Source organism: Algoriphagus zhangzhouensis (assembly GCF_900148515.1).
Classification (GTDB): Bacteria; Bacteroidota; Bacteroidia; order Cytophagales; family Cyclobacteriaceae; genus Algoriphagus; species Algoriphagus zhangzhouensis.
In genome coordinates, this window is the sequence record NZ_FRXN01000005.1 from 1 (window position 1) to 26,008 (window position 26,008).

A 26,008-nucleotide genomic window follows, 5' to 3' on the forward strand; every position below is an offset into this window, starting at 1 on the left:
CTCCCCTCAAGATGAGACTTCCATATAGGGCCCTCAGAGACGATGAGGTTGATAGGCTGCAGGTGTAAAGGCAGTAATGTCATAGCTGAGCAGTACTAATTGCCCGAAAGCTTACTTACGCTGTGTTACAGTTTCTACGATATATGTTATCCTGATAGGAATCGGGATAGTACCAGGTACGATGTACAGGGTACCAAGAACAATAAAATATTACATACCGAACAGGTATCAAGATTTAGGCGGCCTAGCGCAGGGGTCCCACCTCTTCCCATCCCGAACAGAGAAGTTAAGCCCTGCTGCGCCGATGGTACTGGGGTTACACCCGGGAGAGTAGGTCGCCGCCACATTATTCAAGCCCTTTGGTTCACACCAAAGGGCTTTTGTGGTTTATACCCTTTTCAATTAAGTTACAAGTATCAAGAGCCAAGAACTATAAAGTAGAGGTAACTGAATCAGACTGATTCCAGCAGACTGATCACTGGGTACTTATAAAATTTTCCCATTCCAATTCAATTCGGTATACGGTAGAGTAGCCCGTGAAATGTATCGGGGGCAACCACAATATTTAAGCCTTAGCTTCACAGTTGAGGCTTTTGTAATTTATAGAGTTTCCATTTACTTTCTATATACCTTGATTATTGTAGTTTTTCTGCCTAAATTTTTAAAGTAAGTTTCTTAGGAGTAGGATTTTTGAGTTTAAGGGAAACTGACTTTTATCATATTGGCTCGTGGTTTTGATCAGAATTTAATGCTGGTACATCCTATAGTTTTGAATAAACATCAAGACTATGGAACTGAAGACGTCTCTTGCATCTAAATTTCATCTGCCTGAGGAATTTCTAAAGGAATTTCATTGTCGGACATTGGAATCTGGATTCCAACCGCAAAAGGGTGAAAACAAAGGGTGTGAAGAAAGTATTGATGATCCTGCACTAATTAGTGTCGACTTATTAAAGGTTTTGGACTGGTTGCATGAAAATGAACTTCCAAGACCTCTAGAGAAAGAAGCATGTGATATTCCTGTTTTATTGTTTGTTCCGGAATATTCTACTTCCCATTTGCTTTTTCATTACGATGGGACTCCTGCTTCAGCCAATTTGATAAAAAAATTTATAGGCTTATTTCGCCATCAAATTGGGGATAGTAAAGCCACTATAATTTCTCCAAGTTTTATCCCTAAGTCGAAGATAAAAGAGGAGCAAGAATTGATTCAACTGGTTTCCCAGTCTACTAGAGAGACCAGCTTTATTAAGTTTAATTTTCAGAGGATAGGTGATTTTTGGTCTTATGCTGTGAAACATGATTGTAGCCTGTTGGTAACCACAAAGTCTTACCAATCAGATTTGGCTAAAGTGCTTTTTCATTTCTATAAAGGTTCTCTATGGAGTGATAAATTATCTTTTTACCTATCGATGTAAGTCATTGTCAAAACTGACTTATGTCATGTTTGTAGGCTATTCTATAATCTAATTTTATCAAAAAATAATCATGTCCTCAACTTCAAATTCAACAGCTACTCAATGCTATCACTGTGGTGAGAATTGTGAGTCTGACTCTTTGAAAATTGAGGATAAAGTCTTTTGCTGCCAGGGCTGTAAATTGGTTTATGAGGTATTGGCTGAGAAAGATTTATGCGATTATTATAATCTTGAATCCTTTCCCGGAGAAAGCCAAAAGAAGAGATCCTCCCTAAGAAATAGATTTGATTATTTGGATGATGCTGAAACCGAGTCCAACTTATTAGATTTCAAAAATCAAGAAGAAAGTCACGTTACTTTTTATATCCCTCTTATCCATTGTGCATCATGCATCTGGTTGTTGGAAAACCTTTACCACATCAATGCCGCGATCACTTTTAGTCGAGTTGATTTTGTTAAGAAAAAGGTTCAAATCAAATTTCTTCATGATAAAATCAGCTTGAAAGCTGTGGTTGAATTGCTTTCCACCATTGGATATGAACCTAAAATTAACCTTTCAAACCTTGAAGAGAAGCCTGTTCACCATACAGATAGACGAACTATTACAAAGTTAGCAGTTGCTGGATTTTGCTTTGGAAATATGATGCTCTTTAGCGTTCCAGAATACTTTTCTGAAACGGCTTTAATTGCTGAAAATTTCAGGGGCCTATTCAACTATTTAAACATATTGCTCGCTCTTCCAGTCGTTATTTACTCTGCGAGTGACTACTATCTCTCTGCCTGGAATTCTCTAAAACAAAAACGCATCAACATGGATGTGCCAATTGTTTTGGGAATCATTTCCTTGTTTTTTTATTCCCTTTGGGAGGTCCTGACTTATGGGAACGCCGGATACATGGACAGTTTGGGAGGCCTTCTTTTTTTCCTTCTTTTAGGAAAGGTTTACCAACAAAAGACCTTCGCAACTTTAGAATTTGATCGGGATTACAAGTCTTATTTTCCAATAGCTGTTACCCGATTAAATCAGGATCGAGAAGAGGTAATTCCTTTGAGTAAACTAGATGTAGGAGATGTTATTCTGGTCAGAGATGAAGAATTGATTCCTGCGGACGCTCTTTTATTAAGTTCAGATGCCAATATTGATTACAGTTTTGTAACTGGTGAAGAGATTCCTGTTCCAAAAAGAAAAGGCGAATTGATTTATGCAGGTGGAAGACAAAGTGGAGAACCTGTCTTACTTACTGTCCAAAAATCGCCTTCTCAAGGCTATTTGACTGATTTGTGGAATAATGAATCTTTTGAGAAAGAAAAGACCGGTTTATTAGAACCTCTTTCCAACAAAATCTCAGGAGTCTTCACCTGGACAGTTCTGGCCATTGCCGCAGTTACTTTCATTTTCTGGGCATTTCAGGATATTTCATTAGCCATCAAAGCTTTTGCTTCTGTGTTGATAGTTGCTTGCCCTTGTGCTTTGGCCATGTCAACTCCTTTCACTTTGGGAAATACCTTAAGGATTTTTGGAAGAGGAAAGTTTTACCTTAAAAATGCTGCAGTAGTTGAACGACTTGCTTTGGTGGATACCATCGTTTTTGACAAAACAGGGACTTTGACAGATCCTAGTGAGGCAACTATCAACTATGTAGGTGAGCCATTGACTATGGAAACCGAGCAGATTTTGAAAAGTATGGTTTCAAGATCCACACATCCTTTGAGTAATCGTATCAATGCGTGGCTAGGGCCAATAGAGGCTAAAAAGATTGATCAGGTAAAAGAGGTAAAAGGAAATGGAATAATTGCGGGCTTCAAGGGGCAAAAAATAATTCTCGGATCGAAAACCTTTGCAAACTTCAATTCAGACATTGAAACTTCTTCTGGAAACATGGTTTATCTCACAATCGAAGGAGAGGAGATTGGAGTGTTTCATATAGAATCTGGACTAAGAAATGGGGCTGAAAAACTTATTGGAGATTTAGAAGATGAATACCAATTGCACTTGCTTTCAGGAGACCATCCTCATGAATATGATTCTCTACAAGGAAAATTGGGAACATCCATGCTTTATAATTTTTTACAAAGTCCAATGGATAAGCTGGAGTATATCAAAAAGCTAAATCAGAGAGAAAATAGCACCATGATGATCGGTGATGGATTGAATGATGCCGGCGCTTTGAGAGAGAGTACAATAGGAGTAGCTGTCACAGATCAAGTATCTCACTTTAGCCCTGCAAGTGATGCGATACTTAGTGCTGATTCGATTTCGAAAATCCCTGGCTTTTTATCTTTTGCAAAAGACAGTAGAGCAATAATCAAAGCAAGCTTTGTATTAAGCTTTCTCTATAACATTGTAGGAATCAGTTTGGCGGTACAGGGGATTTTGAGCCCTGTCGTTTGTGCGATTCTGATGCCTTTAAGTAGTATCTCAGTGGTTGTTTTCACCACATTAGCGACCAATGCAGTCGCCTGGAAAAAAGGACTTTTAACTAAAAACCATACTTAAAATGGAAGTGATATTTCTATTGATAGGAGTCAGTCTCATTTTAGCCGTCACCTTTCTTTGGCTTTTTTTCAAAGCTATGAAAGATGGACAGTTTGATGATGACTACACGCCATCCATCCGAATGCTTTTCGATACACATAAAAAATCAACTAAAGATCAATCAACAAAACCGAAGTCCTATGAATGATGCTACACTGGAGAGGTTCTATTATGACAATAAGATTGTCAAATATTTTGGAGCCGCTACGATTATCTGGGGTGTCGTTGGAATGTTGGTAGGGGTTATAGCCGCTACTCAGCTTTTCCTTCCCGAAGCTAATATGGGAACCCCATACACGACTTTTGGTAGAATTCGCCCCTTGCATACCAATGCGGTGATTTTTGCCTTTGTCGGAAACGCAATTTTTGCGGGAGTCTATTACTCCATGCCAAGATTGCTCAAAACTCCGATGTGGAATAAAAGCCTGAGCTGGTTCCACTTTTGGGGTTGGCAATTAATTATTTTGGCTGCTGCCATCACCCTTCCGCTGGGGTTGACCACATCCAAAGAGTATGCTGAGCTAGAATGGCCAATTGATATTGCCATTGCATTGGTTTGGGTAGCTTTTGGAGCCAATATGATCGGAACCCTGATCAAAAGAAGGGAGCGTCATATGTATGTGGCGATCTGGTTTTACCTCGCTTCATTTGTAACAGTTGCCGTGCTTCACATTTTCAATTCTTTTGAATTGCCAGTTAGCTTATTCAAAAGTTACTCTGCTTATGCAGGGGTTCAAGATGCCTTGGTGCAGTGGTGGTATGGTCACAATGCGGTTGCATTCTTCTTGACCACTCCATTCTTGGGATTGATGTATTATTACTTGCCAAAGGCTGCAAACAGACCAGTTTATTCATACAAACTTTCTATCGTTCACTTTTGGTCCTTGATTTTCATCTACATGTGGGCAGGACCTCACCACTTGTTATACACCGCCTTGCCTGAATGGGCTCAGGTGTTGGGAACGGTGTTCTCTGTTATGCTGATTGCTCCATCTTGGGGAGGTATGGTGAATGGTCTATTGACACTAAGAGGTGCTTGGGATAAAGTAAGACAAGATCCTGTTTTGAAATTCATGGTGGTAGCTGTGACCGCTTATGGTATGGCAACCTTTGAAGGACCTCTGCTTTCTTTGAAAAATGTCAACGCAATTGCACACTATACTGACTGGATCGTAGCTCACGTTCATATCGGTGGATTGGGTTGGAATGGATTCTTGACGTTCGGTGTGCTTTACTGGATGTGGCCAAGAATTTTCAAAACCACTATCTATTCAACAAAACTGGCGAATGTTCACTTCTGGATTGGAACATTGGGTATCGTATTCTATGCGCTTCCTATGTACGTGGCAGCTTTAACTCAATTCTTGATGTTGAGAGAGTTTGATGATATGGGTCGCTTGGCTTACGGAAACTTCTTGCAAACTGTAGTGGAACTAGTTCCAATGTACATGTTGAGAGCATTTGGTGGTTTGCTTTACCTATCTGGTGCAATTATCATGATTTACAACATGTATAAAACTGCTCAGCAAGGTACTTTCCAGGAATACGAAGAGGATCAAGCTCCTGCTTTGGCAAAAGCTTACAATCCTAAAGGTGAGTTCTGGCATAGAGCATGGGAAAGAAAACCAGTATTCTTCACCATTTTGGCTACAGTTGCAATTGCAATTGGTGGGGCAATCGAGATCATTCCTACTATTTTGGTGAAATCCAACGTACCAACTATTTCCTCAGTGAAGCCTTATACTCCATTGGAATTGGAAGGTAGAGATTTGTATATCAAAAATGGTTGTGTCAGCTGTCACTCCCAAATGATTCGTCCATTCCGATTCGAAACCGAGCGATATGGTGAGTATTCCAAAGCTGGAGAGTTTGTTTATGACAGACCGTTCTTGTGGGGATCTAAGCGGACTGGGCCAGATCTGCACCGTGTTGGAGGTAAGTATCCAGATTCTTGGCACTATTTCCACATGCAAGACCCAAGATCTATGTCTCCAGGTTCTTTGATGCCTCCTTATCCTTGGATGCTTGAGAATACAATGGATTACGCAGATCTACCTGCGAAAATCAGAACCCTCCAAAAATTGGGTGTTCCTTATCCGGAGGGATATGATGAGCAAGCCTTGGCAGATTTGAGTGATCAGGCAAGTAAAATCACTGCCAACTTGAAAGACGCAGGTATTGAGACGCTTCCTAATACTGAGATAGTAGCATTGATTGCCTATTTGCAGCGTTTGGGTACAGATATCAAAGCAACAGCAGGAAATTAAACCCCAGAAATCATGTATAAAGACGTATTAAGATCAATCGAAAATATAGATATCTATCCGGTGGTTTCCCTGTTGATTTTTGTCCTGTTTTTTCTGGGAGTAGCAATCTGGGTAATCCGTATGCCAAAGGATTTGGTGGACCATATGAAATCCTTGCCAATGGAGAATGATGAAGAATTAACCAAACACCAGCCATGAAAAAGTTTCTTACAAGTTTAGCAATGATAGCCCTTTCCTTTCCGGCTTGGGCACAAACAGAGGAATCGAATTGGTATACCAAGTTGCAAGCCATGGATTCTGGGGAGTTGACATTATTGATCATTTTGGGAATTGTTCTCTTTGTGATCATCATCCTTCTTTTCTTGATGGTTTACCTAATGTCCTTCATGGTTGCGGTATTCCGTAAAGAGAATCCTGAATTGGCAAATGAGCCTAGTTGGTGGGATAGCTTTAAGGAAAGATTTGTAACCGGTAAAATGGATGAGGTCGGAGGAAAAGCAGAACAAGAGAAACTAATGACGGACCACTCCTACGATGGAATTACTGAGTTGGACAACTTCATGCCACCTTGGTTGCAGTGGGTATTTATTTGTACTATCGGTTTTGGTATTCTTTATTTCATCAATTATTCTGTTTTGGGATATGGAAAAACTGGAATCGAAGAGTATCAGGAGGAACTGAGAATTGAAGCAATTGCCGCCGAAGCGAGAAAAGCCAATATGGCTGCTTCCATTGATGAGACCAATGTGACTGTGGATGACTCTGGTGCTTCATTAGCTGCAGGTAAATCTATTTTCGAAGCTAATTGTGCTGCTTGTCACGCCCAAGATGGTGGTGGGGGAGTAGGACCTAACTTGACTGATGACTATTGGTTGCACGGAGGAGATATCAAGGATGTGTTTACCGTGATCAAATATGGTGTGATCAGCAAAGGTATGGTGCCTTGGGAAGATCAATTGGCTCCTCAGGAAATCCAAGAGGTTGCGAGCTATATTTTAAGTCTGAAGGGAACTACACCTGCTAACCCTAAAGATCCTCAAGGTGAATTGTATTCTCCTGCAGGAGCAGCTCCAGTAGAAACTGAACCTACTGTGACTGATAGCACAGCGGTTGTAGCTGTACTTTAATATTTTCAAGTCGCCGGAAATTTTCCGGCGACTTAAACTCCACTATTATGGCTAAAAAGAATCCTCATTTAAATCCTGAAACTTTTCGAGATTCATTAGGTACCGTTAGGGATGATGGCAAGCGATTTTGGGTATATCCCAAAAAAGTATCCGGAATCTTTTACAAATACAGAACCTACTTATCCTGGGTTTTATTGGCTATTTTATTTGTGGGGCCATTTATTAAAGTTGATGGTAGGCCATGGCTTCTTTTCAATATTTTCGAAAGGAAGTTTATCATTTTTGGAGCCGTTTTCTGGCCACAGGATACGCACTTGTTGATCTTCCTTCTTCTTATCTTATTTGTATTCATTATCCTGTTTACTGTAATTTTTGGAAGGATTTGGTGTGGATGGGCCTGTCCCCAGACTTTGTTTATGGAGATGGTCTTTCGTAAAATCGAATATGTGATAGAGGGTGATGCGAATAAGCAAAGAGCTTTAAATGAAGGCCCTTGGACCACTGAGAAAATCACCAAAAAGGGGATCAAACTAGTGGTGTTTGGAATTATTTCTTTGATGATTGGCCATTTGGTCATGGCTTATCTGATCGGGGTAGATCAAGTAAAGCAAATCGTCACACAGCCACCTTCAGAGCACCTGGCAGGATTTATTGGCTTGGTGGCTTTTTCTGGGATTTTCATGTTTGTGTTTTCTTGGTTTAGAGAGCAGGCATGCATTGTGGTTTGTCCGTATGGTAGACTTCAGGGAGTTTTGTTGGATAACAATTCCATCAACGTGATGTACGATTATGTGCGAGGGGAACCAAGAGGTCCTATTCGCAAAAATCAAGTTGCAGAGGCTCCGAAGGGGGATTGCGTGGATTGTAATCTTTGCGTTCAGGTTTGTCCGACAGGAATTGATATCCGAAATGGAATCCAAATGGAGTGTGTCAATTGTACCGCCTGTATTGATGCCTGTGATGATGTGATGGAGAAAGTGGAAAGACCGAAAGGATTGATCAGGTATGCATCTGAAAATAGTATTCAGGAAGGTTTCCAAGAACTATTTACTGGCCGGGTCAAAGCCTATTCCATAGTATTGGTACTATTGATTGCGGGTTTCATTTCATTGATTGCAACACGTGATGAATTGTCTGCTACGATAACCAGATTTCCTGGGATGACTTATCAGATGAGGGATAATGGGACTGTTTCCAATTTGTATCAGATTACCTTGATCAATAAAACTTTTAAACCTCAAACTGTAGATTTGAAGTCTTTAGTGCCTGGCTTTGAAGTAGAAATGGTTGGGGATCAACATTGGGTTTTGGAACCTCAATCCAAGGTGGAAGGAAGATTCTTTTTGGTGAAGAATCAAAATGAAGTACTTACTCCACAACAAAAAGTGAATCTATCATTACTCCATAATGGAGAAGAAATTGATGAAATCAATACGAGTTTTATGGCACCTGTAGCTACTAAATAATTTACTATGAACTGGGGAAAAGGAATTGTTATCACATTTATTGCCTTCATTGCCATCATGGTTACCATGGTAATTATCTCTGTCCGAATGGAAGGGATTGAGCTAGTGACGGAAAACTATTATGAGGAGGAAATTAAATATCAAGAGCAAATCGATAAGGAAGTTTCCACATTAGCATTAGATAGGGAAGCCCTGAAGTTCGATGGAAGCACAAAAGCCTTGATACTGGATTTGCCAATCGGTGCAAAAGGCACTTTGAATTTGTTTAGACCATCTGATATTGAATTGGATCAGGAGCTGCCAGTAGAGATTTTGGAAGCTGGTGAAAAGTCTGTTTATATCGGTGATTTGAAAGCTGGGTATTGGAAAGTTCAATTGAGCTGGGAGGAAAACGGAGAATCTTACTATCAAGAGAAAAAAATCAACTTGTAATGATCTGGACAGCATTGGTTTTAGGTTTTCTAGGTTCATTCCACTGTGTGGGAATGTGCGGACCTATTGCCCTGGCTGTCGGTAATTCAGGTTCAAATCAATTTCTAATTAATAAAATTCTTTACAACCTAGGAAGAAGCGTCACCTATGCATTGCTTGGATTGATTGTCGGTTCCATTGGGTTCACCTTTTCCATGGCAGGAATCCAACAAGGGTTTTCCATTGCCATAGGTTTGGTCATTATTTTAGTGGCCATTGGCGTAAAGGGCTCTGAGAACCTGCTTGGGTATTCTGTTTTTGCGAAGCCAGTCAATTGGGTCAAATCCAAATTGTCTTATTTCCTGAAAATGGGAGGAAAGGCAGCGTTTTTTGCAACTGGATTGGTTAATGGCCTTTTGCCATGTGGTATGGTTTATTTAGCACTGGTTGCGGCTTTAGGTTTACAAAATCCAATTTTAGGAGCTACTTACATGTTCTTCTTCGGAATTGGTACAATTCCATTGCTTTTAGCTTTGATGTACTCAGGTAAGATAATCCCTGCGAAATCTCGTGTCACAGTCCAAAAAATAATTCCCTATGTGGGTGTCTTGGTTGGATTGATTTTTATTGTCCGAGGTCTTGGCTTGGGAATTCATGGCTTTAGCCCAGACCTACAGGTTTTTAACTATGGATCTGAGCAAATAGAAATCACCATGTGTCGATGATCCTCAAATCGATTTACTGAAAACCAGTTTTTCGGACTTTTTAGCAATCATTCGTAAGTCAAATTGCATACAGATATTTCTGACAACAGCTACTCCCATTTCGGTGATGGAAAGCAACTTATTATTAAAATTCAAAAGTCCTTCCGTTTCCATATCCCGAATAGTTTCTTGATTCTCAAAAGGAATAGAATCCCAGATTTCATCCTCAATTACAGCCTCATGATTGCAAATCAAGTCCAAAATTAACTCCTTCACTTTGACGTCTAGCTCAGTTAATTGATGACCTTTGATAATGGACCATTCGGAATCTTTAAGCTCTGATTGATAAGTTTCAATCGACTTTGTGTTTTGGGCATAGCCAATGTGAATATCTGAAATACTACTTGCGCCAAGCCCTAAAAGTATTTTGGAAGGAGAGGTAGTGTATCCCATGAAGTTTCGGTGAAGTTCTCCTTCTTCTTTGGCAAGATTCAAGCTGTCATTCGGCTTGGCAAAGTGATCCATTCCAATTTCTACATAGCCCATTTGAAGTAGCATTTCCTTGCCGAATTCATACATCTCTCTTTTCTCTAATTCGTTTGGAAGGTCCTTTTCATAGCTTTTTTGTGCTGGAAAAGAACTAGGCACATGAGCATACGAATAGAAAGCTATCCTGTCCGGCTGAAGAGACTTTACAGCTTCAAATGTCTCAGTCATTGTGCAGATAGTTTGAAATGGCAACCCGTAGATCAGATCGAAATTGATCGATTGATATCTTAGTTCCCGAGCATTAAAAACAGCTTTTTCTACAGATTCTAGCGGTTGAATTCTATGAATTGCTTTTTGAACTTGTGGATCGAAATCCTGAATACCATAGCTGACTCGGTCAAAACCAAGTTCGGCCAAGTTTTCCAAATGAGAATAGCTTGTATTGTTTGGATGTCCTTCGAAACTGAATTCTTTGTTCGGAAGTACTTCACAATCATCGATGATTGTACCTAGCAAGAAGTATAGATTGTCGGGAGAGAAAAATGTTGGAGTTCCCCCGCCCAAATGAATACCCGCCAATTTGGGCTTTTCTCCCAAGATTTTTAGATACTTGTTCCATTCATTGAGCAATGCTAAAATATATGGGTATTCTACTCCATGGTTTTTGGTGATCCGTTTGTTACAGCCGCAATAGGTGCAAAGACTTTCACAAAAGGGAAGGTGAATGTAAAGTGTGATTCCTTCCTCTTTTCCATAAAGTTGAAATGCTTTTTCAACAAGACCTTCCCAGGATTTTCCATCCACATTGTTTTCCCAAAGGGGAACAGTAGGATAGCTAGTATATCTAGGAGCTGGAGTATTGTATTTTTGGATCAGTTCAGGGCTCAACTTCATAGCAATCTTCTTTTTACAAAGATCAACTTGCTAATCGCTGAAAGTCTTGACCTAAATAAGCTTAAAAGCTGATTTTAATCAGGAATATTTAAGCAGAGCTTTAATCCAGAAGGAAATTATTGAGGAAGCTACTCTTCATAGTCATCCAGAAGAAGAACAATAGAATTCCCCAGAAAAGATAAACCCGATAATAATCTGTGGTCTCTCTATATCGGTTTTCTTCCACCTCTGTCTTCTCCATGATATCTATTTGATCAAAAATATTCTGAAGTGCATTTCCATCGGATGCCCGGAAAAACTCAGCATCAGTCGATTTCGCAATTTCTCGGAGCGTAGTTTCATCTAAGTAGCTTTCTACCATCTGAGGTCTACCAAAAAAGTCCGTTCCATACGGTACCATGCCGTCTTTACCAACAGCGATAGTATAAATTTTAATACCCAAGGCAGAAGCCAGTTGAGCGGCAAACATCGGATCTACGTTCCCTGCATTGCTTTCACCATCACTTAAAAGGATCATGACCTTGGAAACAGATTCTGCTTCTTTCATTCGGTTGGTTCCGGCAGCTATAGCGGAACCTATGGCAGTACCTTTCGCTTCCATCATATCGAAGGAAATCTCGCTGATCAGATCTGTCAGTAGCTTGTAATCATTGGTCAGAGGAGCTAAGGAATAAGCTTCACCGGCGAAAACTACCATGCCGATCCTGTCACCCATTCTACCGTTGATAAAGTCAATTGCGGTTGCTTTGGCAGCTTCAAGACGATTTGGGGTGAAGTCCTGCAAATCCATGGATTCCGAAATGTCCATCACCAACATGATGTCAATCCCCTCCGTGTATTGTTCTACTCGCTCGTTACTTCTCTGAGGTCTGGCAAGTGCTATAATGATCATAGCCAAAGCCAATAAAAAGAAGCCTGTTGGCAATAATCTTAGGTAAGTCCAAGGATTGTTTTGCTTAGCTCTTTTTGGAAGAGAAAGCTCTAAAACTGGATTTTTAAGGAATTTGATGAACTTTCGAATGATCATCAACAAAGGGATAATCCAAATCAAATTCAAAAGGATCGGGTTTTCCCATTCGTAGGTATTGAAGGTCTCAGGCAAAAACCAAGACCAGCTGAAGAACTCAGACAGTTGCTCTAGCATCCTTGTTTTTGCTTAATTTTTCAACATATTTTTCTTGAGCCACTTGTAGTAAGTAGTCTGTAGCTTCTTTGATTTCGGCTTTTTTACCGGCATAAATGATCATTTCAACCGCTCTCAAAGAGCTAAAGATTTTCATGTCTCCCAGCTTTTCTCCAATCTCACTTGAAGTCCATTCTCTGACAGGTAGGCTTGTAAGACTTTCGATATAACCTTTCCAAAGTCCCAGTAGCTCATCTGCAGCTTCCATGGAGTTTTCTTTTTCCAATTCTGAAGTAGCTTGAGCCCATCTTTTTTGGAATCTACCCCAGCGACGCTTGATTCCTTGCTCAATAAGAATTTTCTTGATTTGATCAGCAAACATCCAGTAAAGAGCTCCCAAAATCAGCAGAACAATTACTGCGATTCCTCCAATCAACATCCAATTCCACTTTTTTTCTATGGATTGATAGACATTGTTTTCTTGGAAAACAGGCTGCTCAGGAATACTGTCAAGTGTCAATTTTAGCTTTAGCTCTGCATCCAAAGGGAAATAAGTGATGCTATCATATCTGCTTAATTCAAAAACAGGTAGAGTCAAATAGGAGCTAGGGTCTAACTCAAAATTAGAGACAAAGTAAACTACACTGTCTTGAGTAATACCTTCGCGAGTATAAGAGGTATAGGTTTTCTTTTCTAAAAGCTCAAATGGAGTAAAATCAAATGTGGAATCCGGGAAAATCAATTGTTTTTCCTGCGGATATTGAGCTTTTAGGACATAGCCCACACGTTCGCCCAATTTCGCAGAGTCCTGCATGAAATAGGCGTTAACCTGAACTTCCTGCGCAATTGAAGCAAACGAACACAGAAAGGCAACTATAAAAAGTAATCTTTTAGCCACGCTTCATGCTTTTATTTCTGTACTTAAATAATTCAATCAGGGGCATTACAATATCTTGGGTGGTGTCGATAGCCAAATAGTTAATCTGGTTTTTCTTACAAATTTCTTTCAAATGTTCTCTTTCAGAGGTAAAGGTTTCCGAAATCTTTTTGGAAAAGCTTCCAAAGGCCGTGTTTACCCAAGTGGTTTTCCCTTTTTCTTTGTCGAAAACAGGAATGATTCCCAAAGCAGGTAAAGCAGATTCTCTAGGGTCAGTCAATTGAATTGCCACCAAATCATGCTTCTCCGCCAAAGCCCTGAAAGGTCTTTCATAGCCCTCGTCAATAAAATCAGAAATAACCACAATTACACTTCTTTTCTTTACCAAGTTTAGAGTAAAGGTAAACATTGAATTCAAGTCTGTTTTCAGTGAATTGTTTTCATGATCAAATATTCCCCGGACCATTTTGACTCCTTGCTTTCCTCCTTTACCCGGAAGGATTATTTTTTCCTTTTGGTCCGAATAACTGATCAATCCGACCTGACTTCCATCAAAAATAGCTGCTAAAGTCAATACCCCTGCAACGATCTTTCCTTGATCAATTTTTTTATGACCGGGTTGTCCGATATCCTGAGATCCGGAAATATCCAGCAAAAAGTAAACACATTGGTCTTTATCTTCTTTGAAAGTCTTAACAAATGTCCCATGCCCTTTTGCAGAAACTTTCCATTCGATGGTCCGTACATCATCACCATATTGGTATGGGCGCAAGTCATCAAACTCTAAACCAGAGCCTTTAAAGATGGATTGGTACTCACCTTGCAGGTGATTGTTGGCCACCTTACGGATCATGATTTCGTATTTTCTGAGCTTGCTGAACAGTTGATTCATGTATGGGTGATTTGAACGGACTAATTTATAGTACTAAGTCCAATTATAAAATTTCAGTTACAGGAAGGGTAGAGAGAATTTCAGTTAAAAAAACCTAATTTTGAATTGTGAAAAGATTGTTTGCGATTACATGTAGTTTCTTATTGCTTTTTTCATGCAATAATCAGGATACTCCAAAGAATTTGCTTTCGGAGGATAAAATGGTCAGTGTCCTTGCCGATATCCATTTGACGGAAGGAATTGCCAGCGCTATGCCGGTTTCCTATGATTCTTCTCAAGTGCTTTACACTTTGTTGGAGAAAGATGTCTTTGTAAAACATCAAGTAAGCGATTCTCTTTTCACAGAAAGTATGCGCTACTACCTGCAGTACCCAGGCATTATGGATAAAATATACGCCAGAGTAATTGATACTTTGGTGGTCTGGGAGACAACCCCGATGAGTGAAGAAAACAACTAATGCTATACCCTTCGAATCTCGAACAAAAGATCAATTTTCAAAAAATCAAAGAGCTACTAAAAGAGGAGTGTTCCTCAACTTTAGGAGCTCAGTTTGTTGACAAAGTTGCATTTTCCTCTGATATCAAATTGGTCACCAAGCTTCTGGATCAAACTCAGGAGTTTTTGGATATTTTGGTTTCTGGAGAAATTTTTCCTGCCTCCAATTTTACGAATCTCAATCCATATTTGGAGAAAGCAAAGCTGGAAGGAGCATTTCTTGATCAAGAAGAATTTCATGAAATCAAACTTTCCCTTCAAACTTTAAAAGGCTGTCTGACTTTCTTCTCAAAGTTTGGAGATGAATATCCTGCCTTAAGCCAATTGTTAGGATTGGTAATGGAGTTGGATTTGGGCTTGCTCAAAGCAATCGAATTGATCATCGATGAGAAAGGGATCATGCGAAGCAATGCAAGCCGCGAGCTTCAATTGATTAGAAATCAGATCATTTTTGAGGAAGGTAGGCTTAGAAAGGTGATGGACCGGATTTTTAAGGAAGCTAGAGCAAAGGGGGTGACTCCTGAGGATTCTTCTATCACGATCCGATCTGGAAGAATGGTAATCCCTGTTGCAGCTGAAAACAAAAGGAAACTTCGAGGTTTTATCCATGATGAATCAGCAACTGGACAAACGGTTTTCATGGAGCCCGAAGAAGCGTTGGATATCAATAATGAAATCCGGGATCTCGAATACATGGAAAGACGAGAAATCATCAAGATTCTCACTCAACTGACAGATAGACTCCGCCCATCCATCCCTGCTCTTCGAAAAGCTACCAATTACTTAGGGTTAATAGATTTCATTCGAGCAAAAGCAAAATTTGCCCAAAAGATTGATGCTGTAAAACCAGAAATTGTCAAAGAAAGAGTTCTTTCTTTCAGCAAAGCGAGACACCCACTTTTGCAATTAGCATTGAAATCTCAGGGAAAAAATATCATACCGCTTGATATTGAGCTGAAAGGACATAACCGCTTGTTAGTTATCTCAGGACCTAATGCAGGTGGTAAATCCGTTACCTTGAAAACAGTCGCTTTGTTGCAATACATGTTGCAATGTGGGATTTTGATTCCAGTCCAAGCTGATTCCAAGAGTTCGCTTTTTGATAATTTCTTTATCGATATCGGGGATGAGCAAAATCTGGAGAATGACCTGAGTACCTACAGCTCGCATTTGATGAGCATGAAGTATTTTACCCAATTTGCCAATAAAAAGACCATTCTATTTATTGATGAATTTGGGACGGGTACTGAGCCTCAATTTGGCGGTGCGATAGCAGAATCTATTTTACTTTCTCTCAATAAAGCAGGTGCTTATGGTGTGGTAACCACTCACTATGGAAATCTAAAGCAAGTTGCCAATAAGAATCAGGGTTTGGTCAATGGAGCCATGCGCTATGACGTGGACAAACTGGAACCGATGTACCAATTGGAGATTGGGAAACCGGGATCTTCATTTGCCTTGGAAATTGCTTCTAAAATAGGGATTTCCAAAGAAATTCTGGCTTATGCCAAAAGTCAGATTGGAGATGAGCGAGTTCGTTATGATAGATTGCTGACTCAGCTTGAAAACGAGAAGAATCAGTATTCAGGGCTTTTAACAGAAGTTCAGAGTAAAGAAAGGCTTCTTAAAACTCGATTGAAAGAATACAACGAGTTGAAAGAGACACTTGAACTGACCAAAAAGAAATACATCCAAGAAGCAAAGCAAGAAGCAAAAAGGCTTTTGGATGAAACCAATAAAAAGATAGAATCCACCATTCGGGAGATCAAAGAAGGGAATGCTGAGAAGGAGGCGACCAAACAAATCCGAAAGGAATTGGAAACCTTCAAGGAGAAAGTGAAGCCTGAAAAACAAGTGGTAAAAGAGCCCGGGATTAAGGTGATTGGTGGAAAGATCGAAGAGGGTGACTGGATTCGATTAAAGGATAATGGAGCGATAGGTCAAGTACTTCAATTAAGGAACAAAGAATTGGATATATCTATTGGAGAATTGAAGTCCACAGTGAAGCTATCCCGAGTGGAAAAGATTTCACAGACTCAGGTGAAAAAGGAGAAAAAAGCAATGTCTTCCACCTCCGGATTCAATTCAAATCAAAAAATGATGGACTTTTCACCAAACTTGGATTTGAGAGGAAAGCGTGGAGAAGAGATATTTTCTTTAGTCCAAAATTTCATTGATGAAGGCTATATGTTAGGGGTAAAGGATCTTAGGATTGTCCATGGAAAGGGCGATGGAATACTGCGGGATATCACGAGAAATCTGCTCAGAACCATGCAACCTGTAAAAAAAATGGAAGATGAACATGCCGACAGAGGTGGAGCTGGAGTTACTTTAGTAACATTGAAATAAACAAAAAGGGAGCATTATGAAATGCTCCCTTTTTGTTTATCGAATTATTCTTTCCTTTTATTTTTTAATCAAATTGAAGACATAGCTTCCAGCGACAACTTGTGTTCCATTCAATCGACCACCAGGAGCCGGAATATTGAATTCTAGCCTTAGATTATCCCCAGTTCGAGTAAATGATATTTCCCTTCCAGCTGCAGGTTGGCTTCCCGTTAATGTAAATTTGTCAAAGTTGCTTCCTGCAAAGACCCAGTTCCCCGAACTATCATAAAGGTCATTATTATTGGTCGTTGTATAGGTCTTGGTAGATCCAGAATTCAATTTCAATTCGAATGAAGAATACAAATCTGTTACTGTCGAACCACTTCTTGTTACTGACCCACCTCCTGCGACAGTCCAAGTTAATGAACCAGTTCCTGTCAAAGCCTCTATGGCTTTTTCCTCTGGAGTTTGCTGAGGTGTTGGAGTTGGATCATCGCCTCCACAAGACATGAGAAAAAGTGTGAAAAATGCGAATGAAGCCCAAGACAGAAGTGCTTTTTTCATGGATTTGATATTAATAACTTAAAATTAACCATATCAGGTTAAGTTCAAAGTAGCTTTTTATTTATAATCCTCAAGAACGAGTTTTTCCTGACAGAATTCAAATTCTCGAGGCTCGTTGGAGCAAATCATAAGAATTTGATCTTTGGTGTATTTTTCCACCAAATCTAAATACCAGCTAACGCCTTTTTTATCTAAGTTCGTTGTTGGCTCATCCAAAAAAACGATCGATACATCTGAAAAAAGGGAAATTCCGAGTTTTACTCGTTGTTTCATTCCAGAAGAGAACTGAGAAACCAACTTATTTCTATGATCACTCAAATACAGAATTTCCAACATTTCAGAAATGTCTAATCCCTGTTTTGGGGATTTGAATTTGAAATGGAAATCCAGTAATTCTTCGAGGGTAAATTCTTCAGGTAATTCCAAATAGGGGGCGGCAATAGTTAATTGCTTAAACCAATCTGTGTCTGGGATCTCTGCTCCATTCAGATTGTAAGAAACCTTGCCTGAAGACAAAGGGATGGAACCGGCTAGGCATTTTAAAAGTGTAGACTTGCCGGAACCATTACTTCCGGTAACAGCAAGTCTATCTCCACTTTGAAGGGAGAGATTTAGATTTTTGAAAATCCATTCGTATTGAAAACGCTTTGAAGCTTCCTCGATCTGGATTTTCAGCATGATTAATTGAAATAACCTTTCATCACACCTCTTTCAGAAGAGCGGATGAAGTTTAGGATTTCGTCTCTTTCTTTGGTAGCAGGAAGGTTTACTTCGATTTCTTCCAATGCCTTGCTGTTATTCAAGCTATTTAAGAATAGATATCTGTAGACCTCCTGAATGTGTGCAATAGATTCTGAAGTAAAACCTCTTCTTCTCAATCCCAATGAATTTACGCCGGCATAGGAGAGAGGTTCTCTCGCAGCTTTTGTAAATGGAGGGACGTCTTTTCTCACCAAAGAACCGCCAGATATCATGGAATGCATTCCAACTTTTACGAATTGATGAATGGCGCTAGAACCACCAACAATTGCCCAGTCGTCAATGGAAACGTGACCTGCAATCTGCACTGAGTTTGCGATGATTACATTACTTCCGATCACACAATCATGTGCTACGTGAACATAGGCCATCAATAAGCAGTTGCTTCCGATTACGGTTGTTTGTTTGTCAACTGTACCTCTACTGATTGTTACACATTCTCTGATGGTGGTGTTGTCACCGATCATAACTGTGGATTCTTCACCTTGGAATTTCAGATCTTGAGGAATGCCGGAAAGAACAGCACCAGGGAAGATTTTACAGTTTTTTCCTATTCTAGCTCCAGGGAAAATCGTTACATTTGGGCCAATCCATGTGTTGTCACCAATGATGACATCTCCATGAATCATTGTAAATGGGTCAACGTGGACATTCTCTCCAAGTTGAGCTTTTGGGTCTACATGCGCTAGAGGGCTGATCATGATTCTTTACGGGTTATACTGGCTGTCATCACCGCTTCACACACCAAAGTGTTTCCTACATAAGCTTCTCCTCTCATTTTCGCAATACCTCTTCTGATTGGAGCCAATAGTTCACATTTAAAAATTAAAGTATCTCCTGGAAGAACCATCTTTCTGAATTTACAGCTTTCGATACCCAAGAAATAAGTCCAGTAGTTTTCTGGATCATCTACAGTGCTCAATACTAAAATACCACCGGTTTGAGCCATTGCTTCCACTTGTAATACACCTGGCATTACAGGGTTACCAGGGAAATGTCCCAAGAAGAATGGTTCATTCATAGTTACGTTTTTCACACCAGCTACTATAGTGTCGTCCAAATAAATGATTTTATCCAATAATTGGAAAGGATATCTATGAGGAAGGATGTTGGAGATCTGATTGATATCCATCACCGGAGGTAGCTTTGGATCATAATGAGGGATGTGAGAAGCTCCAGCTTTCTCCATCGCTCTCTTTAATTTTTTAGCAAAAGCAACATTTGCGGCATGACCAGGTCTTGCAGCCAAAATTTGTGCTTTCAATGGTCTTCCAACCAAAGCCAAATCACCTACTACGTCCAAAAGTTTATGTCTTGCTGGTTCATTTCTGTAGCGTAGATCTACGTTATTAAGAATTCCTTCTTTCTTGACTTCAACGTGTTGTTTGTTGAACATCTTAGCCAAATGAGCCAATTCTTTTTCTTCAACAACTCTGTCTACTACTACGATTGCGTTATTCAAGTCTCCACCTTTGATCAAGTTGGAGTTGTAAAGCATTTCAAGCTCATGAAGGAAACAGAAAGTTCTACAAGATGCGATTTCAGATCTGAATTGACCGATATCTGTGATAGAAGCATGCTGGCTTCCTAAGACTGGGCTGTTGTAATCTACCATTACAGTTACTCTGTAATTGTCAGTCGGTAGAGCAACCATTTCTACCTCGCGAGCAGGATCCTTGTATTGGATGCTTTCTTGAACTTCGAAAAATCTTCTTAATGCATTTTGCTCTTCAAAACCAGCATCTTCTAAAACTTCGATAAATTGGATGGAAGATCCGTCCATTATTGGAGGCTCAGGTCCATCCAGTTGGATTAAAACGTTGTCTATTTCCAAACCTACCAAAGCTGCCAAAACGTGCTCTACAGTGTAAACTCTAGCTCCATTTTGCTCCAAAGTAGTTCCTCTGGAAACATCTACCACCAAATCACAATCTGCGTCAACAGTAGGACTGCCTTCCAAATCAATTCTTTGAAACTTAATCCCATGATTGGGAGGTGCAGGTAGGAAAGTCATATTGGAAATGACTCCGGTATGAAGTCCAACTCCAGATAGTTCTACCTGTTTTTTGATGGTATGTTGTTTTACTTTCATTATTTCTTCAGCCATTTAAATGCTTGGGGCCGCAAAATTAGGGCTTTTTTTCGAGTTCTTTAAGCCGCTTTTCGAGGTCTTCCAGATTTTTAAAAATAGAATAAGACTTTAAGAATTGCTTCAGATCCATTCCCATGTATCCGAAAAGGGTCTCACCCGATTTTTTTATTGATTTTGATATGCCAGTATTGGCTCCGATAGTCGTGTTGTCAGCAATCTTTATATGGCCGACAATCCCTGCTTTTCCAGCAATTACGCAATTTTTTCCGATTTCTGTGGAGCCAGAGATTCCAGATTGTGCTGCGATTACCGTGTTCTCCCCAATTATTACGTTATGAGCGATTTGAACTTGATTATCAATCTTTGCTCCTTTTTTAATAATAGTCGAACCCATAGTGGCGCAATCCACTGTTGTATTGGCTCCTATGGAAACATTGTCTTCTATAATTACATTTCCAATTTGAGGGATAGACTTGTAGGTTCCGTCTGCTTGTGGAGCAAAACCAAATCCATCTGCGCCGATTACAGCTCCAGAATGGATTTCACAATTAGTTCCGATTTGAGTTTCAGCGTGAATTTTAGCACCCGAATGGATTATCGAATTATCTCCGATTTTCACATTGTTGGCAATGTAAGCATGTGGGTGGATTTTCACATTTTGGCCGATTTGGCAATTTTTTCCAATGTAAGAAAATGCACCTCGGTATTCATTTTCTCCAATAGTGCTGCTGGAATCCATATAGGCTGGTTCTTCGACTCCAACCAAAGCCGATTTGGTGAATTGGGCATAAGCTTCCAAAAGGGCTGTAAATCCTAGGTAAGCGTCTTTTACCCGAATGATATTCGTCTTGAGCTCTTTGGAAGCCCTAAATCCTTCCGAAACGATAACAGCTGTAGCTTCAGTTTGGTAAATAAAAGGCTCGTACTTTTCATTGGAAAGAAAACTGATTCCCCCAGGTTTTCCCTCTTGGATTTTATCCAATCGAGAAACTTTTTGAGTCTCGTCTCCCTCGACTTTTCCTTCTAATAATTGGGCTAATTGCCCTAGTGTAAATTCCATACAGCAAAAAGAATGAAAATCTAAATTAGACTTTTGGCTTTACATATATAATGTTTCTCCACGATTTTACTCATCACTTTGATGTTTGGTAAATCAGCAGCTTGAGCAACATCAATCACCTTTCCACCTTTGGTGAGGATGTTGATTCGGTCGCGAATTAGATATCCATAATTACTAACTTTTCCCTGCGAAAAGAAATAATCCAAATCAGATTCAGGTATGCCAAGTTTGGCAATAGTTTTTTCCTTGGATTTTAAAATCTCTTCCGGAGAAAAAGGTTCACTATCTAGGCTGATTTTGAAAAGATTTCTTGTCAAAAACATCTGTGAGATATTTCTCAAGACATAGTCATCTGACTTTTTCCAAAGCTTGATAGCTCCCCAAAGATCCAAATCATCTAGTTCCAAAAAGATTTTGAGAAGATCTGGATTCTTTTTGAAATCCTCCAAAGTCAATTCATGCCCCAAGAGATAGTCGAATTCATCAGAAATCGGGAATTGAGCTCCTTGAGTTTTTAGATCCTTTCCACGTTGGATCAAGTTGATCAGCATTTTCTCAGCACTTACCGTGGTCTTGTGGAGGTAAACTTGCCAATACATCAATCTTCTAGCGCTCAAGAAATTTTCAATGGAATAAATCCCTTTTTCCTCAATTACTACTTGATCGTTCTTGACGTCCATCATTTTGATAATCCTGTCAGCTCCAATTGTTCCCTCGGAAACTCCTGTGAAGAAACAATCTCTCTGAAGGTAGTCCAGGCGGTCAATATCTAACTGGCTGGAAACCAATTGATGGAAGAATTTTCTTTCGTATTGATTCTTAAAGATTCTTAAACTGAGGGATAATTTGCCACCTAATTCCTCATTTAAGAGTTCAATAATCATCAGAGAAAGCTCTTCGTGAGGAACAGATTTTAGGAGACTATATTCTAAAGCATGGGAAAACGGCCCATGTCCAATGTCATGAAGGAGGATAGCTATAAGCGCTGCTTCATATTCCTCATTGCTGATTTCAGTGCCTTTGTTTCTGAGATTATCCAAAGTGATACTCATCAGGTGCATGGCACCCAAAGCGTGATGAAAACGCGTATGAAGAGCACCTGGATAGACGAAGTCTGTCAGTCCTAACTGCTTGATCCTGCGTAATCTCTGGAAGTAAGGGTGATCAATGATAGTAAAAATCAGCTCACTCGGAATGGTGATGAAACCATAGACGGGGTCGTTGAGTATTTTCTGGCTTTTCAAGGAGGCCTCTTTTGTTTACCCAAAAGTAATTATAATTTTAAAAGAAACGGAATCATAACAATGCAAAACCCACAGATCCTTTGGGCAGACGATGAAATCGACCTGCTCAAACCACATATTCTTTTTTTGCAGCAAAAAGGCTACGATATAGCTACAGTCAATTCTGGTGTAGATGCTATTGAGGAGGTGGAAAAAAATAATTTTGATGTCATCTTTTTAGATGAAATGATGCCTGGGATGACAGGTCTGGAAACTTTGCAGCAAATCAAGCAAATCAAGCCTCAGATTCCTGTGGTGATGATTACGAAAAGTGAGGAGGAGCATATCATGAATGATGCGATCGGAGGAAAGATTGCGGACTATCTGATTAAACCTCTCAATCCAAGTCAAATCTGGTTATCTGTCAAAAAGATTCTTCAAAATCGCCAATTGATAGACGAAAAGACTACACTCAATTATCAGCAAGAATTTATGAATATCAGCATGGCCTTTGGAGATGCTGAGGATCATGAAGATTGGGCTAATATTTATAAAAAGCTGACCTATTGGGAACTCCAGATCGATTCGACTGAAAACAAAAATATGTTGGAGGTTTTAGAGTCTCAAAAAACTGAAGCCAATTCCTCTTTTGCAAGGTTCGTCAAGGACAATTATCTGGATTGGATGCAAGAGAAAAATCAGGAAAAGCCTTTGCTCTCCTATCAGGTGATGAAAAAGAAGGTTTTTCCAAAGATGCGCGAAGGGAAGCCGCTTTTCTTCATTGTGATTGATAATCTAAGATTAGATCAATGGGAAGAGATCGAAAGCTTGGTTTCGCCCTATTTCAATATTAAAGAGAAACAGACCTATTATAGTATTCTACCGACCACCACTGCTTTTGCCAGAAATGCCTTGTTCAGTGGGATGATGCCAATGGACATGGCTCGGTTTTATCCAAATTTTTGGGAAGATGAGGATTCAGATGAGGGGAAAAATAATTTTGAGGAGGATTGGATCCGAATCAACATGGAGAAAAATCGAATCGCGGGAAAATTCACCTACCATAAAATTCTTCAGGCAAACCAGGGAAAAGCGGCTTTAGATCAATTTCACGCCATGCTTCAAAATGAGCTGAATGTATTGGTTTATAACTTTGTAGATATGGTTTCCCATGCCCGAACCGATATGAAAATGATCCGAGAATTGGCTCCTGATGAGTCTGCTTATCGATCCTTAACTAAAAGTTGGTTTGAGCATAGTAGTTTATTCGATTTACTCAAGAAGATTCAAAGTGCCGACGCGGACGTAATTATCACTACTGATCACGGTACTAAGCGTGTAAATAAGCCTTATAGAATTATTGGTGATAAAAACGTGACCACCAATTTGAGATATAAGCAAGGGAAGAACCTGAACTTTGAAGCGGGGAAGGTTTTTGAAATTAGAAAACCTGAAGATGCAAAGCTTCCAAAATTGAATGTTTCCTCAAGTTATGTCTTTGCTGTGGAGGATTATTTCTTCGCATATCCTAATAATTACAACTACTACGTCAACTATTATAAAGATACTTTTCAACACGGTGGTGTATCTTTGGAGGAAATGATCATACCGATCGTTCACCTTACATCAAAATAGACAGCTTAGTGCTTAGCAGAATTTATGAAATGTCGGAGCTTGCCTCCGTTGCTGATTGGGTCTTTGCAAATGCAGGAGATGAAAAAATCTGGGTGTTCCAAGGCGAAATGGGTGCCGGTAAAACAACCCTAGTCAAATCTCTTGGAGAAAAAATGGGCGTGATTGATCCAATGAGTAGCCCTACTTTTGGAATAGTCAACCAATACGAGACTGCCAGTGGTGATAGAATTTATCATTTTGACTTTTATAGACTAGATGACCCTGCCGAAGCATTGGACATTGGGATAGAAGAGTATTTCTATAGTGGAGATTATTGTTGGATGGAATGGGCTGAAAATTTAGGTGGATTGATCCCCGATCAATTTTTATTGGTAAAAATTGAGTATTATACTGCTTCAAGTAGAAAAATCACGCTTCAATTAATTGAGGATGTCCACTGAGATGAAAGATATAGCAGCTGTTGGGCTGATTCCTAAAGAATCTCCTGTCAAAGTAAAAAAAGACGGAAAAGAGTTAAGCATTGGTCTTCCAAAGGAAAAATCATCGGAAGAAAAGCGAGTGGTATTGACTCCTGAGGCAGTTGGATTGTTGACTAACAATGGAATGCATGTGATCGTGGAAACAGGAGCCGGTGTTGCATCCAAGTTTTCTGACCAAGATTATTCAGACGCCGGGGCTAAAGTTGTTTATTCCTCTAAGGAAGCCTTTGAAGTCGATTTGGTCTTGAAAGTAGATGCTCCAACCATTGAAGAAATAGGCTTTATGCAATTGGGAGCTTGTTTGATTTCTGCTTTACAAATTGGAAATCAAAGTAAAGAGCTGATCCAGGCTTTGAATACTAAAAAGATTACAGCTGTTGCCTTTGAATATTTAGAAGATAAAGTGGGAGGGATGCCAGTTGTTAGGGCTATGTCCGAAATTGCCGGAAGCACCGTAATGCTAATTGCTTCAGAATACCTTTCTTCTGTAAACGATGGTAAAGGCTTGATCATGGGAGGTGTAACTGGAGTTCCCCCAACTCAAGTGGTCATCATTGGTGCAGGAACAGTAGCCGAATATGCTGCAAGGACAGCTCTAGGTTTGGGGGCAAATATCAAAGTGTTTGATAATCATATTTATAAGCTTAGAAGACTAAAGCAATTACTTGGGCAACAAGTTTATACTTCTACAATTGACAATTTGACTTTGACTCAGGCTTTATCTGAAGCGGATGTTGTAATTGGGGCCTTAAGAGCAGAAAAAGGGAGGAATAAAATTGTAGTAAGTGAAGAAATGGTGGCCAATATGATGCATGGAAGTATCATAATTGACGTTGGGATTGATCAGGGAGGTTGTATTGAGACTGCAAGCATGACGACACATAGTGAACCTACTTTCACAGTCCATGATGTGATTCATTATTGCGTTCCTAATATAGCTTCTAGGGTTTCTAGAACAGCTTCCTATTCCTTGAGTAACATTTTTACTCCGATTGTCCTTCAAATGTCAGATTTGGGAGGCCCAGAAGAAATGATTTTTAATTACCGATGGTTCTTGAGAGGTGTCTACACTTACCGTGGTAGCCTAACCAATGCATATTTAGCTAGGAAATTTGATCTTACTCACAAGGAATTACAATTACTCCTTGCTGCTAGATATTGATTAGTC

24 protein-coding genes and 2 rRNA genes are annotated in these 26,008 nt (G+C 39.7%); 16 read left to right on the forward strand and 10 right to left on the reverse strand.

What is annotated here, in order from left to right:
• The 11 genes from BUF13_RS16200 to BUF13_RS16250 all read left to right on the forward strand — a co-directional run.
• Positions 1-119, forward strand: a 23S ribosomal RNA gene (locus BUF13_RS16200); the annotation flags it as partial.
• 116 nt (positions 120-235) lie between these two features.
• A 5S ribosomal RNA gene (gene rrf / locus BUF13_RS16205) occupies positions 236-347 on the forward strand.
• A gap of 441 nt (positions 348-788) precedes the next feature.
• Positions 789-1,418: a hypothetical protein gene (locus BUF13_RS16210; RefSeq protein ID WP_073572875.1), complete on the forward strand. Its 630-nt coding sequence runs from the start codon at positions 789-791 to the stop codon at positions 1,416-1,418.
• Positions 1,419-1,488: 70 nt separating this feature from the next.
• A complete protein-coding gene (locus tag BUF13_RS16215) occupies positions 1,489-3,915 on the forward strand; it encodes a heavy metal translocating P-type ATPase (RefSeq protein WP_073572876.1) in 2,427 nt (808 codons plus the stop codon).
• Position 3,916: 1 nt separating this feature from the next.
• Positions 3,917-4,102, forward strand: coding sequence for a cbb3-type cytochrome oxidase assembly protein CcoS (ccoS, locus tag BUF13_RS16220; protein ID WP_073572877.1), 186 nt, complete (start codon positions 3,917-3,919; stop codon positions 4,100-4,102).
• Positions 4,095-6,221 (forward strand): cytochrome-c oxidase, cbb3-type subunit I, encoded by a 2,127-nt coding sequence (gene ccoN, locus BUF13_RS16225; RefSeq protein ID WP_073572878.1) that lies wholly within the window; start codon positions 4,095-4,097, stop codon positions 6,219-6,221. Before ccoS ends, ccoN begins: the two co-directional genes overlap by 8 nt.
• 12 nt (positions 6,222-6,233) lie before the next feature.
• Positions 6,234-6,419, forward strand: coding sequence for a cytochrome C oxidase Cbb3 (locus tag BUF13_RS16230; protein ID WP_073572879.1), 186 nt, complete (start codon positions 6,234-6,236; stop codon positions 6,417-6,419).
• Positions 6,416-7,348 carry a cbb3-type cytochrome c oxidase N-terminal domain-containing protein gene (locus tag BUF13_RS16235; protein WP_073572880.1) on the forward strand — a complete coding sequence of 311 codons (933 nt, stop codon included), beginning with the start codon at positions 6,416-6,418 and terminating at the stop codon, positions 7,346-7,348. Before BUF13_RS16230 ends, BUF13_RS16235 begins: the two co-directional genes overlap by 4 nt.
• Before the next feature lie 47 nt (positions 7,349-7,395).
• Positions 7,396-8,814 (forward strand): cytochrome c oxidase accessory protein CcoG, encoded by a 1,419-nt coding sequence (gene ccoG / locus BUF13_RS16240; RefSeq protein WP_073572881.1) that lies wholly within the window; start codon positions 7,396-7,398, stop codon positions 8,812-8,814.
• A 6-nt stretch (positions 8,815-8,820) separates the two neighbouring features.
• The gene (locus tag BUF13_RS16245; RefSeq protein ID WP_073572882.1) at positions 8,821-9,246 is read left to right on the forward strand and encodes a FixH family protein; all 426 of its coding nucleotides are present in this window, start codon (positions 8,821-8,823) and stop codon (positions 9,244-9,246) included.
• Positions 9,246-9,950, forward strand: a complete 705-nt coding sequence (locus BUF13_RS16250; protein WP_073572883.1) for a sulfite exporter TauE/SafE family protein — start codon at positions 9,246-9,248, stop codon at positions 9,948-9,950. The genes BUF13_RS16245 and BUF13_RS16250 overlap by 1 nt, the downstream gene beginning before the upstream one ends.
• A gap of 3 nt (positions 9,951-9,953) precedes the next feature.
• Here the strand turns inward: BUF13_RS16250 and hemN are convergent, their stop codons facing one another.
• The 4 genes from hemN to BUF13_RS16270 all read right to left on the reverse strand — a co-directional run bounded on the left by hemN (position 9,954) and on the right by BUF13_RS16270 (position 14,204).
• Positions 9,954-11,312 carry an oxygen-independent coproporphyrinogen III oxidase gene (hemN, locus tag BUF13_RS16255; protein WP_073572884.1) on the reverse strand — a complete coding sequence of 453 codons (1,359 nt, stop codon included), beginning with the start codon at positions 11,310-11,312 and terminating at the stop codon, positions 9,954-9,956.
• A gap of 100 nt (positions 11,313-11,412) precedes the next feature.
• Positions 11,413-12,456, reverse strand: a complete 1,044-nt coding sequence (locus tag BUF13_RS16260; protein WP_073572885.1) for a vWA domain-containing protein — start codon at positions 12,454-12,456, stop codon at positions 11,413-11,415.
• Entirely contained in the window at positions 12,437-13,333 is an 897-nt protein-coding gene (locus BUF13_RS16265; RefSeq protein ID WP_073572886.1) for a hypothetical protein, read from the reverse strand. Before BUF13_RS16265 ends, BUF13_RS16260 begins: the two co-directional genes overlap by 20 nt.
• Entirely contained in the window at positions 13,326-14,204 is an 879-nt protein-coding gene (locus BUF13_RS16270) for a DUF58 domain-containing protein (RefSeq protein WP_073572887.1), read from the reverse strand. The genes BUF13_RS16265 and BUF13_RS16270 overlap by 8 nt, the downstream gene beginning before the upstream one ends.
• Before the next feature lie 107 nt (positions 14,205-14,311).
• On the opposite strand from BUF13_RS16270, the gene BUF13_RS16275 reads away from it, so the two are divergent.
• Together BUF13_RS16275 and BUF13_RS16280 are read left to right on the forward strand one after the other, a co-directional pair.
• Complete coding sequence (locus BUF13_RS16275) at positions 14,312-14,662, forward strand: DUF4296 domain-containing protein (RefSeq protein WP_073572888.1); 351 nt, start codon at positions 14,312-14,314, stop codon at positions 14,660-14,662.
• A complete protein-coding gene (locus BUF13_RS16280; protein ID WP_073572889.1) occupies positions 14,662-17,049 on the forward strand; it encodes an endonuclease MutS2 in 2,388 nt (795 codons plus the stop codon). The genes BUF13_RS16275 and BUF13_RS16280 overlap by 1 nt, the downstream gene beginning before the upstream one ends.
• Before the next feature lie 57 nt (positions 17,050-17,106).
• On the opposite strand, the gene BUF13_RS16285 is transcribed toward BUF13_RS16280, so the two are convergent.
• The 6 genes from BUF13_RS16285 to BUF13_RS16310 are packed head-to-tail and all read right to left on the reverse strand — an operon-like array spanning position 17,107 to position 22,747.
• Positions 17,107-17,592: a hypothetical protein gene (locus BUF13_RS16285; protein WP_073572890.1), complete on the reverse strand. Its 486-nt coding sequence runs from the start codon at positions 17,590-17,592 to the stop codon at positions 17,107-17,109.
• A gap of 57 nt (positions 17,593-17,649) precedes the next feature.
• Entirely contained in the window at positions 17,650-18,270 is a 621-nt protein-coding gene (locus BUF13_RS16290; RefSeq protein WP_073572891.1) for an ABC transporter ATP-binding protein, read from the reverse strand.
• A 2-nt stretch (positions 18,271-18,272) separates the two neighbouring features.
• The gene (lpxA, locus tag BUF13_RS16295) at positions 18,273-19,052 is read right to left on the reverse strand and encodes an acyl-ACP--UDP-N-acetylglucosamine O-acyltransferase (RefSeq protein ID WP_073572892.1); all 780 of its coding nucleotides are present in this window, start codon (positions 19,050-19,052) and stop codon (positions 18,273-18,275) included.
• Positions 19,049-20,443 (reverse strand): bifunctional UDP-3-O-[3-hydroxymyristoyl] N-acetylglucosamine deacetylase/3-hydroxyacyl-ACP dehydratase, encoded by a 1,395-nt coding sequence (locus BUF13_RS16300; RefSeq protein WP_073573152.1) that lies wholly within the window; start codon positions 20,441-20,443, stop codon positions 19,049-19,051. The genes lpxA and BUF13_RS16300 overlap by 4 nt, the downstream gene beginning before the upstream one ends.
• A 37-nt stretch (positions 20,444-20,480) precedes the next feature.
• Complete coding sequence (gene lpxD, locus BUF13_RS16305; RefSeq protein WP_073572893.1) at positions 20,481-21,503, reverse strand: UDP-3-O-(3-hydroxymyristoyl)glucosamine N-acyltransferase; 1,023 nt, start codon at positions 21,501-21,503, stop codon at positions 20,481-20,483.
• Positions 21,504-21,523: 20 nt separating this feature from the next.
• Positions 21,524-22,747, reverse strand: a complete 1,224-nt coding sequence (locus BUF13_RS16310; RefSeq protein WP_073572894.1) for an HD domain-containing protein — start codon at positions 22,745-22,747, stop codon at positions 21,524-21,526.
• A 60-nt stretch (positions 22,748-22,807) separates the two neighbouring features.
• Between BUF13_RS16310 and porX the strand changes: the two genes are divergently transcribed.
• The 3 genes from porX to BUF13_RS16325 are packed head-to-tail and all read left to right on the forward strand — an operon-like array spanning position 22,808 to position 26,002.
• Positions 22,808-24,361 (forward strand): T9SS response regulator signal transducer PorX, encoded by a 1,554-nt coding sequence (porX, locus tag BUF13_RS16315; protein ID WP_073572895.1) that lies wholly within the window; start codon positions 22,808-22,810, stop codon positions 24,359-24,361.
• A 29-nt stretch (positions 24,362-24,390) separates the two neighbouring features.
• Entirely contained in the window at positions 24,391-24,801 is a 411-nt protein-coding gene (gene tsaE / locus BUF13_RS16320) for a tRNA (adenosine(37)-N6)-threonylcarbamoyltransferase complex ATPase subunit type 1 TsaE (RefSeq protein WP_073572896.1), read from the forward strand.
• A complete protein-coding gene (locus BUF13_RS16325) occupies positions 24,791-26,002 on the forward strand; it encodes an alanine dehydrogenase (RefSeq protein WP_073572897.1) in 1,212 nt (403 codons plus the stop codon). Before tsaE ends, BUF13_RS16325 begins: the two co-directional genes overlap by 11 nt.
• The last annotated feature ends 6 nt before the right edge of the window (positions 26,003-26,008 follow it).